A 12763-nucleotide genomic window follows, 5' to 3' on the forward strand; every position below is an offset into this window, starting at 1 on the left:
CCCCACCGGGAGGAGAGCTTAGCCTCTCCAGCCGTCCAGATAGACGACCTGCTCGACGCCGGCGAAACGCGCAAGGCGTTCGAGCTCCGCTTCCAGTTTTTCGATCCGACCGGCAGACGCCTTCACACGCGGCTCCAACCATAGCCGCTTCACGTCCAAGGTGCCCTTTTTCCGATCGGCTTTCATGTCAATACGACCAATGAGCCTGTCGCCCTCCAGCAGCGGAAAAACATAATAGCCATATTCGCGCTTCGGTTCCGGCACGAAGACCTCAATGCGATAGAAGAAGCCAAAAAGTCGCTCTGTCCGGTTTCTGTCGCGGATCATCGGATCAAATGGGCTAAGCACCCGGATTCGCTGTGGCGCCTCCGGATAAGTATCTATCGTGCCAAGGAAATCGGCTGATGCCCATGAAGAGCGTGGCTTGCCGTCGAGTGCCGGTGCGATCAGCACTTCGACCAGTTCGTCCCGATGTTCAGCCACCCACGCCTTGACTTCGTCCGGCGAGAGCAGATCCCAGAAGGCGGCGATTTCGCCGTGAGTGGCAAAGCCGAGACGGGTGAGCGCGCTGCGGCAGGCCCAGTCGACAAATTCCTCGCGGCTCACTTCTTGGGCGTGGAACTCGGCAGGAATGACGCGTTCGACGAGGTCATATATCTTCTGGAAATTGGAGCGGCCGGCGATAGCGAATTTGCCGGTGCGCCAGAAATATTCGAGTGCCGTCTTGTTCGGATGCCAGTTCCACCAACCGCCGGAAACATGGCCGTCCGCCTTCATGTCGCGCGCCAGGATCGCACCGTCCTTCACGACCCGCTCATAGGTTTCTTCGAAGGAGGCCTCGAAGCCCTCCCCCCGCCATTTGCGCCAACGCTCGACGATCGCCACCTCCTCGTCGCGGAACTTGTGTTTCCAATATTTGAAGAAGGCGCTCGGCAGGATGGAGGCATCATGCGTCCAATGCTCGAAGAGCGTGCCGTCCTTTTCCAGAAGCGCCGTCAGATGTTCGCGCCGATAGGTCTGGTTGCGGGAAAACAGGATCTGATGGTGGGCGCGCTCCACCGTCTGAATGCTGTCCACCTGCACGAAACCCAGATCATGAATGAGCTGCAGCAGGCCGGCCTTGGTCAGCGCGCGGTTCGGTGGAGCACTCAGCCCCTGTTTGGCGAGGAAAACACGGCGGGCGTCGGCATTGGAGAGAAGATTCGTCATGTGAACATCATAGCGCGGAAAATCTTCCTAGCTACCCGCCAGCATATTCCGGGCGATTTGATTTTGATCCTTTATCGCATGGCCGTCGCCTTATAGAAGCAAGAGCTCTAAGCAAGGGGACCACATTGAATATTCGCTTCGACAGCGCAGGCGCCAGTTTCGGAACGAGGGTCGCAGTCGAACCGCTGACGCTCTCGCTCATGGAAAAGCGTCTCGGGGTCATCGGCCTTAACGGTTCAGGCAAGACGACCTTCGCGCGGATGATCAACGGGCTCATGAAACCCACCACGGGCAAGGTCGTGGTCAACGGGCGTAATACGCTCGAGGAGAAAACAACGCTTGCCGATGTCGGCTTCATTTTCCAGTCGCCGCAGAACCAGATCATCCTGCCGATCGTCAAAGACGATATCGCCTTCGGGCTCAAAGGCCGCGGCTTTACGAAGGCGGAGATCGAACGCAAGGTCGAGCTGGTTCTTGCCCGCTTCAGCGCCGAAAACCTAGCAGATCGCCGGGCGCACGAGCTATCGGGTGGCGAGCTGCAAATCGCTGCCCTCTGCTCAGTGCTGGTAACCGGCCCGAATATCCTGATCCTCGACGAACCGACAAACCAGCTGGATCTGCGCAACCGAGCGCTGGTCCAGAAGACTATCGACGGGCTCGAAGAAAACGTCGTCGTCATCACCCATGATCTGGAGCTGATCGCCGGTTTCGAGCGGGTGCTGCTGTTTCACGAAGGCAGACTGGCGGCTGACGCCCCCGCGGCAGAGGCGATCGCCCGCTACAGGGAGCTCGCCAGCTGATGCAATCGCTCTATGTCGAAGGCAATAGCGCCCTGTACCGGCTTTCGCCGCGAGTAAAGATCCTTTCGCTTTTCCTGCTCGGTCTCGTGCTCTTCGTTGGAGACTATCTCCCACTGCTCGCCATCGTTACGCTGCTGGCGGCGCTGGTCTATCGCAGCACTGGCCTGTCGCTGAAGGAATCGCTCGTCCGGCTCAGGCCGATCTTCCTGACGATCGTGATCGTGGCGCTCTTCACCCTCATCGTCAATCCGTGGCACGCCGCCCTTGCGACACTGCTGAGGCTGACGGCGCTGATGCTGTTTGCCGCCGCCGTGACCGCGACCACGACGATCACACAATTCATGGATGAGATAACGGCGCTTGCCGGGCCTCTGGAACGAACGGGCTGGGTGAAGGCCGACGATATTGGCTTGGCGGTTGGTCTCGTGCTGCGCTTCGTGCCCGAGATAATCGCCCGATACCATGCAATCAGCGAAGCACATGCGGCACGCGGACTGAGGGTGCGGCCGGCGACGATCCTCGCCCCGCTCATCATTTTGACTCTCAAGGATGCGGATAATATTGCCGCAGCGATTGACGCGCGCGGCATTCGGCGGCATGTCAATTAACGATTTGTTGAACTGGAGCTCCCGATGAGCACGCGCGACCTCGTTCTTGCCGCCCTCTTCGCCGCTATTATCGTGGCGCTCGGCGTGCTGCCGCCCATCTATCTCGGCTTCATTCCGGTGCCGATCACAGCGCAATCGCTCGGGGTGATGATGGCTGGCGTTGTGCTCGGCGCAAGGCGCGCCACGGTTGCCGTACTGATCGTGCTGGTGCTCGTTGCCATGACCTTGCCCGTGCTTTCCGGCGGCCGCGGCGGATTTGCGGCCTTCGTCGCACCGACCTCAGGCTTCCTGTTCGGCTGGGTCTTTGCTGCTTTCGTCACCGGCTTTCTCAGCGAGCGGCTGGTCAATGCCGGCCAATCCGGCCTGGTGCAGACGGTGAGCTTCTTCCTTGCCGCCTTGATCGGCGGTATCGTCGTGCTCTATGCCTTCGGCATCATTTATCTCGCCTTTGCCGCCAATATCGGCCTGAAGCAGGCCTTTATCGGCAGCATGGCCTTCATTCCGGGCGATGTCGTCAAGGCTGTCGTCGCAGCGCTCGTCGGCCGGGCCGTCATGGTCGGCTATCCGCTGCTGCCGGCCCGCCTCTAGAGCAATTTCTGTGGTGATGTGCCGCTGCTGATTTAACAAGCCCATACGGATTCCCAAAAGGACCCATCAGGAATGATCCGAGTCTTACGGGACATCACTTCGGATCGCTGAAATGTTCTAGGACCGACTGGCGCCAGCTCTGTGCATGTTTGCGCGCCGCGGCTTCGGTGGGGCAAAAAGCGGCTGGCCGATCGCTTCGAGCACCGTCTGGCGCAGAATTTTCTGACACCGCCGCGATGGCGACCAAAATCGGTGGCTCGACTGAGGCGCTTCACTGAGGATCAACGGTCACCGAACACCCTCGCGGCAGACAGACTTCCTCCAATCCTGCCACCAGGCGCGCATCACTGGGCTGGGCTCCTCGATAGCCGGATTTTAGCCGAATATTCAGGTTGCGCGGGTAGCCTGGGGAAATCATTCCCAGTCGGAGTATTGACGGTGAGCTTGGCAAGCCTTGACGAGGTCGAAAGGCAGTTGAAGCGCGGCTTCCCTCTCCTGCGCTTTTCGCCTGAAATCGAAACCCTGTTTCTCAGGCAGTACGCGGCAGAGCGTGCGAGGCTTATCATAATCTGGTGTCTGATTGGCCTGCTAATCTACGACCTGGTCTATTTCGGCGACAGCGCCATGGTCCCGGACGTGTTGCCGGAGCTGATCGTCGTTCGATTCGCGATATTCACGCCCTTCGTGTTCGGCTGCATATTTGCCGTCCGCCGCTGGCCGAACGCGCGCTTTTACGACAGTCTGACGGTCATGGCAGCCGTGCTCAGCGTGACTTTGCCGATGATCCCGGCCATGAAAAGCACGAGCCAGTACCTTTTCGTCTACCAGACCTACAATTCCGCTGCGTTTCTCTACTTCGTCATCTCCCTCCGGCCGCGGTTTCGGGCGGTGTTGACGGGGCTTACGCTGACATCCGCATCGCATTTCACGACCACGTATCTTACCGGCGCTTTCGACCAGGTTGCCTATTTCGGCATCGTTACCGTTTATTCGATGTTGTCGATCTTCCTGGCGGTCAGCGCCTATTTCCTGGAAAAATCGGACCGAAAGAACTTTCTCAACCAGTTGCGGGCCAGTCTTCTCTATCGGCAACTCGAGGAAAAAGCGGAACGCGATGAGTTGACGGGGCTATTGAACCGGCGGTCGCTGGCGCGGATCAGCGACGATCTTTGGAATGGCACGACACGCCAGGTGGCTGTCTCTGCCATTCTCCTCGATATCGACCATTTCAAGCGGTTCAATGACGTGCATGGCCATATAGAGGGCGATGCCTGCATTCGCGCCGTGTCGCAATGCATCCGCGATTCAGTCGATCCGACATCGTTTGTATTCCGTTTTGGCGGCGAAGAAATGCTGGTGCTTTTGACGGGACTTGAACCTGCTCAAGTCCTGGCGACGGCAGAGAGGATCCGCGCTGCGATCGAAGGTCTTCGCATTCAGCACCGCGGGCTTGGTGATGGCTGGGTGACGGCGAGCCTTGGCATTGCATCGGCGGTACCGGCGGAGATCCCCCTCGAAAAGTTGCTGCAGAAGGCCGACGAAGCGCTCTATGACGCAAAACGCCAGGGCCGGAACACTGTCGCCGTCGCCAGCCGGCTGGAGCCGCGCGTGGCGTAGAGCCCGTGAGCACTTCCCGTCTCGTTGCCAAATACTGATCCTGAAGCAGCAGATTGGGCCAGGCCGAAAGTACAGAAACTGCTCTAATCCAGAAAACTGTAGAGCCAATCGCGCGTTTCTTCGGGAAGTGCGGCCGGTGAACCGTCATCGCGGGTGCGCGCCTGCCAGATGATCTCCACCTCGGCAGCGCGCTCATCTTCGATCTCGAAGGCGATGAGAAACCCGATGGAACGGACGCCGATCTTGTCGACGCCGGCCGTGAAGGTTACCGTCTCATGATAGTGCAGCGGGCGGTGAAGGATGCAGGAAACTTTACCGGGAGTATAGACGGGCTCATCTTCGACGTTGGGCCGCGACGACCAGAAGCTCGCAAGTACGGATTCGGCATAGGAAATATAGGAGGCCAGAAACATCTGGCCGTTCATATCCACATCACGAAACGGTACGCGCAACTCCACCATACCCGGACGGTTCGTCTTACTCATTTACATGTCTGCCTTGCAGGTTACCGATCAGACCCTAGCACGGGGTCCGGCGATGTAAACGAAACAATTAAAATAGCGTAAACGCGAGAATGCCGAGCGTTAACTGCGACGATGCCGCTTGTTGAAATCAACAGCCAGCGCCCCATCTGCTGTGGATCATGACATTTGCGATCGATAGAGTGCCGGCATGAGCACCCGTCTTTACGAACATCCTGTCTTTCTCGAACACGTGACGCCGTCAGGCCATCCCGAGCGCTCCGACCGTATCCGTGCGCTCAACGTGGCGCTGGAGCACCCGAATTTCGAGCGGCTGGACCGCAAACAGGCGCCGCAGGCGAATGAAGATGCCGTGCTGCTTGCTCACCCGGAGGAGCATCTGACCGCCGTCATGCGGCAGATTCCGGAAGAGGAAGATAAGATCAACCAGCTCGAAGCCGATACCTATGCCAGCCAGAAGAGCCTGAAGGCGGCATTGACCGGCGTCGGCGGAGCGATGGCCGCCGTCGACGATGTCTTCAGAGGTAAGGCAGACAATGTCTTCGTCGCCGCGCGTCCGCCGGGTCACCATGCCGAGAAGATGACGGCGATGGGCTTCTGCTTCTTCAACAATGCCGCGATCGCCGCCCGTCATGCGCAGAAGGCGCATGGGGCCGAACGCGTCGCGATCGTCGACTGGGATGTCCATCACGGCAACGGTACACAGGATATTTTTTGGGACGATCCTTCCGTGCTCTTCTGTTCCACCCATCAGATGCCGCTTTATCCCGGCAGCGGGGCCAAAGAGGAAAACGGCACGCATGGCACGATCGTCAACGCGCCGCTTTCGCCCAATGTCGGCAGCGACCATTTCCGTGAAGCCTTCAAATCCCGCGTGCTGCCAGCGCTTAACGATTTCCGGCCGGATCTCATCATCATCTCCGCCGGCTTCGACGCTCATCACCGCGATCCGCTGGCACAGATCAACCTGACGGGCGAGGATTTCGACTGGGCGACGGGCCGGCTTCTGGAGGTTGCCGACCGCAGCGCCAATAACCGGGTCGTCAGCCTGCTCGAAGGCGGGTATGATTTGGAAGGACTCGCCGAGTCGGCGGGCATGCACATCCTCAGAATGATGAAGGGTTGAGAATGACTGATAGCGCCAAGCCGGAGGTTTCCGGCCTCTCCTTCGAAAAGGCAGTTGCTGAACTCGAAAGCATCGTTGCGCGCCTCGAACGCGGCGATGTGGCGCTGGATGAATCCATCGAAATCTATGAGCGTGGCGAAGCGCTGAAGAAGCATTGCGAAATGTTGCTTTCGGCCGCCGAAAACCGCATCGAGAAAATCCGCCTCGATCGCGCTGGCAAACCGCAGAGCGTGGAACCGCTCGACGGCGCCTGAGACAATACCAAATCCCTTTTCCAAGACACTTGGCTGCAAGCTTCCGACCGATCTATGATCCCTTTCAAAACAAAGAGGGGACCAAGGGATGACGGACAGATTAAAAGGCAAGGTCGCCATTATTTCGGGCGGCGCGACCGGCATGGGCGGCGCAGCATCGAAACTCTTCGCGGCGGAAGGTGCGCGGGTTGCGATCATCGACCGCAATGGCGAGGCTGCGGCCGAGACCGTGAAGCAGATCCGCGATGCCGGCGGCGAAGCCGAATACTGGACGGCCGATGTGTCGGAGGAAGCAGCCGTCAATGACGCGGTGGCTGGCGTCGAGGAACGTTATGGCCCAGTGACGGTGCTCTTCAACCATGCCGGCACGATCGTCATCAAACCTTTCCTGGAAACCACGCTGCAGGAATGGGACTGGCTGCATGCCGTCAACGTGCGCTCCATGTTCCTGATGACCAGGGCCGTGCTGCCCAAGATGATCGAGGCCGGCGGCGGATCGATCGTCTGCACTTCGTCGATCTCGGCAGTCGCGGCCACGCCGATGGAAGTGCTCTACGATACGACCAAGGGTGCAGTGCATATGTTTGCGCGCGCCATCGCGGTGGAATTCCGGGATCGCAACATCCGCTGCAATGCCGTCTGCCCCGGCTTCATCCGCACACCGCATGGCCTGCGCGAGGTGAGGGAGTTGCAGGCGCGTGGCGTGGACGTCTCTGATGCAGCGATCGCCGCGCAGCAGGGTCGAATCGGCGAGCCGGAAGATGTGGCGCGTGCCGCACTCTATCTCGCCAGCGATGAATCGATCTTCGTCAACGGCGCGCACCTTTTCGTCGATAACGGCTTTACGGCGATCTGACGGCTTGATGAAACTGGCCCTTTCACCATCGACCGGCAGGCGCTATCTGTGGCGGAAATCTTTGTGATCGGAGTCCGCCATGTCCTTCTTCCCCGGTAAAGATCCCTTGCCCGGCGATGCCTTTGCCTGTGACGCGATCGAGAACCTGATCATTCCGCGCACCAGCGATATCGGCGGCTTCCAGGTGCGCCGCGCCCTGCCGACGCGCCAGCGCCGGCTCGTCGGACCTTTCATCTTCTTCGACCGCATGGGACCGGCCATCCTGAAACCGGATGAGGCGCTCGATGTGAAGCCGCATCCGCATATCGGGCTTTCGACGGTCACCTATCTCTTCGACGGGGAAATCCGCCATCGCGACAGCCTCGGCACGGAAAAGGTCATCCGCCCCGGCGATATCAACCTGATGACAGCAGGCCGCGGTATCGTGCATTCGGAGCGCACGCCGGACAATCTACGCGGCCATCCGCTGTCCATGTCCGGCCTGCAGACATGGCTGGCACTGCCCGACGACAAGGAAGAGATCGATCCGTCCTTCGCCCATACCGAAAAGACCGACATGCCGCTGATCGATGATGGCGGGGTGACCGGCCGTGTCGTCATCGGCTCCTTCGAAGGGCTGGCCTCACCGGTCCAGGTCTTCACTGATACGCTCTATGCCGACATTTCCCTTCAACCGGGCTCGAAATTTCCTTTTGGCGCAGCGCATGAGGAACGTGCCGTCTACGTGCTCGCGGGCGAAGTCGTCGTCGCCGGCGACCGGTTTGCGGCAGACCAGCTTCTCGTCTTTCGGCCGGGCGATGCGGTCACGCTTGAGGCGGGCGCTAACGGCTGTCATCTCATGCTGTTCGGCGGCGCGGCGCTGAACTCCAAGCGCTACATATGGTGGAATTTCGTATCCTCCTCCAAGGAACGGATCGAGAAGGCCAAGGAGGAGTGGCGCACTGGCCGCTTCGATATCGTTCCCGGCGACGAAGAGGAATTCGTGCCTTTGCCGGAGGGCTGAAGTGCTCTAAGGTGAAAAACTTGCGGTTATGCAAATGCAGTTGTTTTGCCGCAATTCAATCGAATAAAGCAGAGCCGATCAGTCAAAGAAGAGCACCCGCCCGTGACACACCCCCCGAAGACCCCGCTGCTCGATCAGGTCACCTATCCGGCCGACCTGCGCAAGCTCGAGGATCGCGATTTGCCGCAGCTTGCACGCGAAGTGAGGGACGAGATGATCGATGCCGTCTCCCGCACCGGCGGGCATCTCGGCGCGGGTCTCGGCGTGGTGGAACTGACGATCGCCATCCACAACGTCTTCAACACGCCTGATGACCGGCTGATCTTCGACGTCGGCCACCAGTGTTATCCGCACAAGATCCTGACTGGCCGCCGCGACCGCATCCGCACGTTGCGCCAGGAAAATGGTCTCTCAGGCTTCACCCGCCGCGCAGAGAGCGAATACGACCCCTTTGGCGCCGCCCATTCCTCAACCTCGATTTCCGCAGGCCTCGGCATGGCTGTCGCCGCCGATATCGACAAGACGGATCGCCGGGTGATCGCCGTCATCGGCGACGGCGCGCTCTCGGCCGGCATGGCCTATGAGGCGCTGAACAATGCCGGCGCACTCGATGCCCGGCTGATCGTCATCCTCAACGATAACGACATGTCGATTGCGCCGCCGACCGGGGCGATGAGCGCCTATCTGGCCCGCCTTGCCTCTGGCCGCACCTATATGGGCTTCCGCGATTTCGGCAAGAAACTGACAGCCTATCTCGGCAAGAACATCGACCGGGCTATCACTCGTGCCGTCGAGCATGCCCGCGGCTACGTCACCGGCGGGACGATGTTCGAGGAGATGGGCTTCTACCATATCGGCCCGATCGACGGTCACTCCTTCGATCACCTTCTGCCGGTGCTGCGCAATGTGCGTGACAACGCCAACGGCCCCGTGCTGATCCATGTCGTCACGCAGAAGGGCAAGGGTTATCCGCCGGCGGAAGCAGCAGCCGACAAGTATCACGGCGTCAACAAGTTCGATGTCATCACCGGTGCGCAGGCAAAGGTGAAGCCGAATGCGCCGAGCTATACCAATGTTTTTGCTGAATCGCTGATTCAGGAAGCGACACTCGATGACCGCGTGGTCGGCATTACGGCAGCCATGCCGAGCGGCACCGGGCTCGACAAATTCGCCGAAATCTTCCCTTCGCGCTATTTCGATGTCGGTATCGCCGAGCAACACGCGGTGACCTTCGCCGCCGGCCTTGCCGCCGAGGGTTTCAAGCCGTTTGCGGCACTTTATTCCACCTTCCTGCAACGCGCCTATGACCAAGTCGTGCATGACGTGGCGATCCAGGGCCTGCCGGTGCGTTTTCCCATCGACCGCGCCGGATTCGTCGGCGCCGATGGTCCGACACATGCCGGCTCCTTCGACACGGCCTTCCTCGCTACGCTGCCTGGCTTCGTCGTCATGGCAGCCGCCGACGAGGCGGAGCTGAAGCATATGGTGCGCACCGCCGTCGCCTATGATGACGGTCCGATCTCGTTCCGCTATCCGCGCGGCGAAGGTGTGGGCGTCGACATGCCGGAGCGCGGCCAGATCCTTGAAATCGGCAAGGGCCGCGTCGTCAAGGAAGGCACCAAGGTTGCGCTTCTCTCCTTCGGGACGCGGCTTGCGGATTGTCTGCTGGCGGCCGAGGATCTCGATGCCGCGGGCCTTTCGACGACGGTTGCCGATGCGCGCTTCGCAAAGCCGCTCGATCACGCGCTGATCCGCCAGCTCGCACGCCATCACGAAATCCTCATCACTGTGGAAGAAGGCTCCGTCGGCGGTTTCGGCAGCCAGGTGATGCACTTCATGGCGATGGATGGCTTGCTTGACCGCGGGCTCAAGGTCCGTTCGCTGGTGATGCCGGACATCTGGATGGAGCAGGCTAAGCCCGAAGCGATGATCGCCCATGCGGGTCTCGACCGTGCCGGCATCGTCTCGACGGTCTTCAGTGCGCTCGGGCGCAGCGTTGCGGTCGGTGTGGCCGGTTAAGGCAGCCCACCGACCGCCCTCTCTATTCCGGCTTCCTGCCGTCGCGATAGAAGATCATGCCACCGTGGTGCAGCACACCGTCGATGAAATCGCCATCGGCGGTAAAGCCGGTATCGTCCCAGTATTCGATATGATCGCCGGCCACTTCATAACGGCCCTGATAGGCGCTTCTTCGGGTGCCTCGCGCCTCATCGTAACGACCGTTGGGCAGTAGCTCCTGGCGGACGTGCCCGTCGCCGGTAATCCACATGCCGAGATAGGGATGCGTCTGCATTTTCGTTTCCTCTGAGATAACGGGAGATGAGACGGCGAGGGAAACAGCCGCCCCGGCAAGAGCTGTGCGGATCGTCATGGTCACATCCCGACGCTCAAAGTTGGCCTGACGGTGATATCGTTGACATCGACATCCTCCGGCTGCTCGATGGCAAAACGGATTGCCCGGGCGATGGCATCGGGCTTCAAGGCGATCTCGCGGAAACTCACCATAGCTTCGGCCGAGAAGGGTTCGGTGATCGTCTCGGCCAATTCGGATTCGACGACGCCGGGATAGATGCAGGTCACCCTGAGCTTCTTGTTCTCCTGCCGCAGGCCATCGGAAATCGCCCTTACGGCATATTTCGTCGCGCAATAGACGGCTGCGGTCGGCACTACCGACAGACCTCCGATCGAGGAGATGTTGATGATTTGCCCGCGCTCCTGAACGTTCATGATCGGCAGTACGGCAGCGACGCCGTAAAGCACGCCCTTGATATTGACGTCGACCATCCGATCCCACTCCTCGACCTTGAGTGAAGACATCAGTGAGAGCGGCATGACGCCGGCATTGTTGATTAGCACATCGATGCTGCCGAAAGCTCCGATCGCGGCCTTGGCGAAAGCCTCGACATCGGCACGGTCGGTCACGTCAAGCGCCCGGAATTCGACGGTGCCGCCAGCGGCACGAATCTCCTTTGCGAGTTGCTCCAATCGGTCGGTACGGCGCGCGCCGATCATCAGCTTCGCGCCGGCGGCACCCAGTTCGCGTGCTGTGCCGGCGCCGATGCCGCTGCTGGCGCCCGTGATCAGAACGACCTTGTCTCTGATACCTGTCATGTCTCGTCCTCATGCTTCAATGGTGATCGCAGCGGGATGCTGTCGATCGATCCGCATGAGATTGGGCCTGAGGAGCGCAAACCGATAGCAAGCTTCTCCGGATTTCTTGCACGATCTTCCGAAAGCGGAGAAGAGAGCTTGGCATTTCCTGCAGTGTCGGCCATGCTGCATTCATGGAAAAGATTGCCGAACTTGCAGACCTGATCGATCGTCACGCGGGAACGGACGGCAGTTTCGACACGGCGTTACCGCGTGTCGGCATCATACGATCCTCCGCCCGCACGGAGCCTATCCACACACTCTACGAGCCCTCCTGCTGCATCGTGGCGCAGGGACGCAAGCGCGCTGTCATCGGTGACAGCGTGCACGTTTATGATGCCGCCCATTATCTCGTCGTCGGCGTCGATCTGCCTGTCATTGGCGCCGTCGTCGAAGCGAGCGCCAGCCGGCCCTATCTCTGCCTTCGGCTGCAGCTTGACCGCGGCCTGCTTGCCCAGATGCTGCCTGCCATACAGGGGCGATTGCCGGAAAGCCCGGCGGCAGGTGTCAGCGCCACGACGCCTGATCTTCTCGATGCCGCCGTGCGGATGATGCGATTGCTCGACACACCTGAGGATGCCGAGGTTCTGGCCCCCTTGATCGAAAAAGAAATCCTCTATCGGCTCATTCGCGGGCCGCAGGGTGCACTCTTGCGGCAGATCGCCAATGGCGAGAGCCGGCTCAACCAGATTGGCCGGGCGATCGATTTCGTGCGGAAGAATTTCAGCGAGCCCTTCGCCATCGAACATCTGGCGTCCGTCGCAGGCATGAGCGCCTCGTCTTTCTACGAGCACTTCAAAACGGTGATGGCGATGAGCCCATTACAATTCCGAACCCAGCTGCGTCTGCAGGAGGCGCGGCGGCTGATGGTGACGGAAGGATTGACTGCGGCCGAAGCGGGTTTTCGTGTCGGCTACGACAGTCCTTCGCAGTTCAGCCGCGACTATGTCCGCGTCCACAATGTTCCACCGCGGCGCGATATTGAGCGGATGCGCGCTACCGCTGGCTAAGGCAATTCCTGCAAAAGTGTGCAGTGGTTTTGCGTCCGGAACTGCGTGAAAAAATAAAGT

14 protein-coding genes are annotated in these 12763 nt (G+C 60.1%); 10 read left to right on the forward strand and 4 right to left on the reverse strand.

What is annotated here, in order from left to right; translation table 11 throughout:
* Positions 1 to 18: 18 nt before the first annotated feature.
* The gene (locus FHX08_RS12855) at positions 19 to 1209 is read right to left on the reverse strand and encodes a winged helix-turn-helix domain-containing protein (protein WP_132652348.1); all 1191 of its coding nucleotides are present in this window, start codon (positions 1207 to 1209) and stop codon (positions 19 to 21) included.
* Between the two features lie 125 nt (positions 1210 to 1334).
* Between FHX08_RS12855 and FHX08_RS12860 the strand changes: the two genes are divergently transcribed.
* The 4 genes from FHX08_RS12860 (at position 1335) to FHX08_RS12875 (ending at position 4822) form a co-directional block, all read left to right on the forward strand.
* Positions 1335 to 2009, forward strand: coding sequence for an energy-coupling factor ABC transporter ATP-binding protein (locus tag FHX08_RS12860; RefSeq protein WP_132652350.1), 675 nt, complete (start codon positions 1335 to 1337; stop codon positions 2007 to 2009).
* The gene (locus tag FHX08_RS12865) at positions 2009 to 2617 is read left to right on the forward strand and encodes a CbiQ family ECF transporter T component (RefSeq protein ID WP_132652352.1); all 609 of its coding nucleotides are present in this window, start codon (positions 2009 to 2011) and stop codon (positions 2615 to 2617) included. The genes FHX08_RS12860 and FHX08_RS12865 overlap by 1 nt, the downstream gene beginning before the upstream one ends.
* Positions 2618 to 2641: 24 nt before the next feature.
* Positions 2642 to 3205, forward strand: a complete 564-nt coding sequence (locus FHX08_RS12870) for a biotin transporter BioY (protein WP_132652354.1) — start codon at positions 2642 to 2644, stop codon at positions 3203 to 3205.
* Between the two features lie 438 nt (positions 3206 to 3643).
* Positions 3644 to 4822 carry a GGDEF domain-containing protein gene (locus FHX08_RS12875; protein ID WP_132652356.1) on the forward strand — a complete coding sequence of 393 codons (1179 nt, stop codon included), beginning with the start codon at positions 3644 to 3646 and terminating at the stop codon, positions 4820 to 4822.
* Positions 4823 to 4905: 83 nt separating this feature from the next.
* Here FHX08_RS12875 and FHX08_RS12880 read toward each other — a convergent pair whose 3' ends face one another.
* The gene (locus FHX08_RS12880) at positions 4906 to 5307 is read right to left on the reverse strand and encodes a thioesterase family protein (RefSeq protein ID WP_132652357.1); all 402 of its coding nucleotides are present in this window, start codon (positions 5305 to 5307) and stop codon (positions 4906 to 4908) included.
* Positions 5308 to 5494: 187 nt separating this feature from the next.
* Between FHX08_RS12880 and FHX08_RS12885 the strand changes: the two genes are divergently transcribed.
* The 5 genes from FHX08_RS12885 (at position 5495) to dxs (ending at position 10562) form a co-directional block, all read left to right on the forward strand.
* The gene (locus FHX08_RS12885) at positions 5495 to 6430 is read left to right on the forward strand and encodes a histone deacetylase family protein (protein WP_132652359.1); all 936 of its coding nucleotides are present in this window, start codon (positions 5495 to 5497) and stop codon (positions 6428 to 6430) included.
* A gap of 2 nt (positions 6431 to 6432) precedes the next feature.
* Complete coding sequence (locus tag FHX08_RS12890) at positions 6433 to 6684, forward strand: exodeoxyribonuclease VII small subunit (RefSeq protein WP_132652361.1); 252 nt, start codon at positions 6433 to 6435, stop codon at positions 6682 to 6684.
* An 88-nt stretch (positions 6685 to 6772) separates the two neighbouring features.
* On the forward strand, positions 6773 to 7540 hold the full coding sequence (locus tag FHX08_RS12895) for an SDR family NAD(P)-dependent oxidoreductase (protein ID WP_132652363.1): 768 nt from the start codon (positions 6773 to 6775) through the stop codon (positions 7538 to 7540).
* 79 nt (positions 7541 to 7619) lie between these two features.
* Positions 7620 to 8543 carry a pirin family protein gene (locus tag FHX08_RS12900; protein ID WP_132652365.1) on the forward strand — a complete coding sequence of 308 codons (924 nt, stop codon included), beginning with the start codon at positions 7620 to 7622 and terminating at the stop codon, positions 8541 to 8543.
* 102 nt (positions 8544 to 8645) lie between these two features.
* Positions 8646 to 10562 (forward strand): 1-deoxy-D-xylulose-5-phosphate synthase, encoded by a 1917-nt coding sequence (dxs, locus tag FHX08_RS12905; RefSeq protein ID WP_132652367.1) that lies wholly within the window; start codon positions 8646 to 8648, stop codon positions 10560 to 10562.
* Between the two features lie 22 nt (positions 10563 to 10584).
* Here the strand turns inward: dxs and FHX08_RS12910 are convergent, their stop codons facing one another.
* Entirely contained in the window at positions 10585 to 10914 is a 330-nt protein-coding gene (locus tag FHX08_RS12910; protein WP_132652369.1) for an Atu4866 domain-containing protein, read from the reverse strand.
* Positions 10915 to 10916: 2 nt separating this feature from the next.
* Complete coding sequence (locus FHX08_RS12915) at positions 10917 to 11654, reverse strand: SDR family oxidoreductase (protein WP_132652370.1); 738 nt, start codon at positions 11652 to 11654, stop codon at positions 10917 to 10919.
* Positions 11655 to 11827: 173 nt separating this feature from the next.
* Here FHX08_RS12915 and FHX08_RS12920 point away from each other — a divergent pair, with 173 nt between their 5' ends.
* Positions 11828 to 12703 carry an AraC family transcriptional regulator gene (locus FHX08_RS12920; protein WP_132652372.1) on the forward strand — a complete coding sequence of 292 codons (876 nt, stop codon included), beginning with the start codon at positions 11828 to 11830 and terminating at the stop codon, positions 12701 to 12703.
* The last annotated feature ends 60 nt before the right edge of the window (positions 12704 to 12763 follow it).

Origin of the sequence: Rhizobium sp. BK529, from assembly GCF_014194105.1 — a bacterium.
In the GTDB taxonomy this organism is placed as follows: Bacteria; Pseudomonadota; Alphaproteobacteria; order Rhizobiales; family Rhizobiaceae; genus Rhizobium.

Bases quoted from the DNA above. Each gene is read 5' to 3' on its own strand.
- FHX08_RS12855 (WP_132652348.1), bottom strand. From the start codon at position 1,209: ATGACGAATCTTCTCTCCAATGCCGACGCCCGCCGTGTTTTCCTCGCC.
- FHX08_RS12865 (WP_132652352.1), top strand. From the start codon at position 2,009: ATGCAATCGCTCTATGTCGAAGGCAATAGCGCCCTGTACCGGCTTTCG.
- FHX08_RS12870 (WP_132652354.1), top strand. From the start codon at position 2,642: ATGAGCACGCGCGACCTCGTTCTTGCCGCCCTCTTCGCCGCTATTATC.
- FHX08_RS12880 (WP_132652357.1), bottom strand. From the start codon at position 5,307: ATGAGTAAGACGAACCGTCCGGGTATGGTGGAGTTGCGCGTACCGTTT.
- FHX08_RS12885 (WP_132652359.1), top strand. From the start codon at position 5,495: ATGAGCACCCGTCTTTACGAACATCCTGTCTTTCTCGAACACGTGACG.
- FHX08_RS12890 (WP_132652361.1), top strand. From the start codon at position 6,433: ATGACTGATAGCGCCAAGCCGGAGGTTTCCGGCCTCTCCTTCGAAAAG.
- FHX08_RS12895 (WP_132652363.1), top strand. From the start codon at position 6,773: ATGACGGACAGATTAAAAGGCAAGGTCGCCATTATTTCGGGCGGCGCG.
- FHX08_RS12900 (WP_132652365.1), top strand. From the start codon at position 7,620: ATGTCCTTCTTCCCCGGTAAAGATCCCTTGCCCGGCGATGCCTTTGCC.
- FHX08_RS12910 (WP_132652369.1), bottom strand. From the start codon at position 10,914: ATGACGATCCGCACAGCTCTTGCCGGGGCGGCTGTTTCCCTCGCCGTC.
- FHX08_RS12915 (WP_132652370.1), bottom strand. From the start codon at position 11,654: ATGACAGGTATCAGAGACAAGGTCGTTCTGATCACGGGCGCCAGCAGC.
- FHX08_RS12920 (WP_132652372.1), top strand. From the start codon at position 11,828: ATGGAAAAGATTGCCGAACTTGCAGACCTGATCGATCGTCACGCGGGA.